This is a genomic window from Streptomyces sp. NPDC019396 (assembly GCF_040632375.1).
In the GTDB taxonomy this organism is placed as follows: domain Bacteria; phylum Actinomycetota; class Actinomycetes; order Streptomycetales; family Streptomycetaceae; genus Streptomyces.
Genome location: NZ_JBEYBS010000085.1, coordinates 1 through 2,285, shown reverse-complemented (window position 1 = coordinate 2,285; position 2,285 = coordinate 1). Strand labels below are relative to the sequence as shown.

Annotated in this window: 1 protein-coding gene and 1 pseudogene; both read right to left on the bottom strand. The window is 68.4% G+C overall.

The window, feature by feature from the left end:
- Nucleotides 1-145 (bottom strand): annotated as a pseudogene (locus ABZ532_RS31510) (transposase family protein); the annotation flags it as partial.
- A gap of 562 nt (nt 146-707) precedes the next feature.
- On the bottom strand, nt 708-1,790 hold the full coding sequence (locus tag ABZ532_RS31505) for an alpha/beta hydrolase (RefSeq protein WP_361291412.1): 1,083 nt from the start codon (nt 1,788-1,790) through the stop codon (nt 708-710).
- Between the last annotated feature and the right edge of the window lie 495 nt (nt 1,791-2,285).

Here is a 2,285-nt window from a genome sequence, read left to right as displayed (position 1 = left end):
TGAGCGCGTCGATGATGCCGTGCTCGCGGGCTGCGCGGACATCGTGTACGGCCCCGGGAAGAGCGGGTGAGGCCCACAGCAGCCGGCCGAAGGGGCCGGCGATGACCTGCACGTTCATCCCGTGCTTCTTGTGTTTGCCCGAGTAGAGCTGGACATGAACTCCCACCTCGACCTCGCCGCCGCTGCGGCGGCCACGGTGCCCGACCCCCACACTGCGTCCGAGGCGGATACCCTCCAATCGGCTGCGGACGGTGCGGTCGGGTCGGCACTGTGAATTCCTGCGTCCCCAGCGTCGCTCCCGGGCGGCTGGATTGTTGACCGAAGTAAGGCGGGGGCCTGACCAAGGGGGAGATACTCCTGATGCTAGGCGTGCTCGTGTTCGGCCCGGCGTAAGTCCGTTCAGGATCGGGACGAGGGCCTCGCAGTCGAGGTCGGCGCGCTGGGCGGCGTCCAGGGCCGTCTGCAAGCCTTCCTGCACCTGGCGCAGTCTTGCTCACGCACGAGCGCCGGGTCTAGCGGCAGGGCGTAGGCGCCCTTGCGGGGGGACCCTGGCGATGAACCGCTCGGCGGCCGGCTCGGTGCAGCGCGGTTGGTGATGATGCTGATGCGCAGATCACGAGGGCGGCCCCGGACGGAGGGCAGGGCGCTGCCCTCGGCGAGTTCCTCGAGGCGAACACCCTGATGCGGGGCCCCGCTCGGTAGTGGTGTCAGTTCCTTTCGCTCAGGTTTGTGCGGATCGCTTCCGCTGTGCGTAGGGCGGCGGCCCGGAAGCGGGGGCCCAGGGCGTAGAAGTTCAGGTACCCGTGAATGAGGTCGTCCATCCGGTCCAGGGTCACTGTTGCCCCGGCTTTCTCCAGGGCGGTTGCGTACGCCTCACCTTCGTCGCGCAGGGGATCGAAGCCCGCGACGGCGACATAGGCGGGGGCGATCCCGGGGGAAGCCTCGCCGAGGAGCGGGGACAGGCGGGGATCGGAGCGGTCGGCGGAGGCCGGTGCGTAGTGGTTCTCGAACCACTCGATGTCGTCGTCGGTCAGCATGAAGCCGTTCGCGAGCCGTTCACGGGAGGGATGGCGCCGAGTGAGGTCGGTGGCCGGATAGAACAGGAACTGGTGCGAGGGGCGGGGGCCCTGCCGTTCCATCACGGCGCGGGAAAGGGCCGCCGCGAGGTTGCCTCCGGAACTGTCGCCGCCCACGGCGATCCGCTGGGGATCGACGCCCAGCTCGGCGGCGTGGGCGTGGGCGTGGTCGAAGGCGGCGAGCGCGTCGTTGAAGGGGGCCGGGAAGGGATGCTCCGGTGCCAGCCGGTAGTCGACGGACAGTACGCGCACCCCGGCGTGGTGGGCAAGAAAGCGCGTGAGGGGAGCGTATTCGGCACGACTGCCGATGACCCAGCCGCCGCCGTGGAAGAACATCAGCAACGGGGAGGGATCGGGGCAGCCCGCGGGTGTGTGGAGGGTGGCGAGGATCTTGCCGTCCGGGATATCGATCTGGATGTCGCGGTCGATGACGGTGCCGTAGCGGGGCCCGTCGAGGATGTGCTGACGGGTCCGCACGGCTTCGCGGATCTCGTCTGGGGAGTCGCCGACCACCAGGCGGACGGCGCCCTGCCGCTTGCGCAGCGCGATCAGGAGCTGGGCGTCGAGGGCGAGTTCCCGGCCGTCGATCCGCACGGCAGGGCCGGCGATACGGCGCTTGACGCCCTCCGGCAGCCGGAACACCAGATGGAGGGCTCCCTTGCGGAGTCGGGTCGCCGGGGAAGCGCCGACGGTGCGGCTCGATAGCCGAGGCATGGCTTTGCTCCTTCGATGGTGAACGGGCCTGCTCCCGGACATACGACTTCGCCCGCCGACCCATCTTGACGTGCCGTCAGTCGACACGCCCGCCGACTCGGCATACCAGGTGAAAGTCGTGGGCGCCGAGAACCCTGATCTCTTCGTCATGATGTCGACGAGCGGTTTTAAGGCCTGCGGACACCGACCAGCTGATCTGGGTGGGCCAGAGGGTGCCACCTACCCGGGGACGGTCCGGGACCGGCGCGTTTGGCACGTGTAGTCGGCCGTGAGGCACACCTGGGCTTGGCAGACGTGGTGCGGGTCCTGCGGCATCCGGCGTCCTAGCCGTGCGAACGTGAACACAAGCCTTGCCAATGTCGCACTGATGATCTTCCTTGCACACAGGTAAAGGGCAGAGCTGAAGCTTCCCCTTGATCGTGGGCACCTGGAGACTGGGACCTGAGGTTCCAGAGGAAGTAGTGCCAGGTGGGAAGTAGCAACAACCGGACCAAG

What these genes read in the sequence shown, in the direction of transcription:
- ABZ532_RS31505 (WP_361291412.1), bottom strand. Translation starts at nt 1,790, where the DNA reads ATGCCTCGGCTATCGAGCCGCACCGTCGGCGCTTCCCCGGCGACCCGA.